Source organism: Methylobacterium sp. AC832 (assembly GCF_979256025.1).
In genome coordinates this window covers 1-244 of the sequence record NZ_CEEDMV010000074.1, presented here as the reverse complement: position 1 = coordinate 244, position 244 = coordinate 1, and the positions used below count along the sequence as shown (strand labels likewise).

The window sequence follows — 244 nt, the reverse complement described above, 5'->3', positions numbered from 1 at the left end:
CGGTATTTCTTCATTAATTCCACAATCTCAAGCAGCCGTCCTGGTCGATGAACCATCGCCAGTTTTCCCCCTTGCTTTAGCAGCGTGGAAGAAACACGAATGACATCTTCTAATGTACAATGAATTTCATGCCGGGCAATTGCCAAATATTCATTTTCATTGATTTCATCCTTAGAAGGTGTTTTAAAATATGGCGGGTTACATGTAATCACATCAACTTTATGATTGCCGTAGCGTTCCGGTA

General features: G+C 41.0%; 1 protein-coding gene. It reads right to left on the bottom strand.

The features are described 5' to 3' along the window. On the bottom strand, positions 1–244 hold a 244-nt coding region (locus tag AC0IXR_RS25150; protein ID WP_471762613.1), incomplete at both ends, for a hypothetical protein.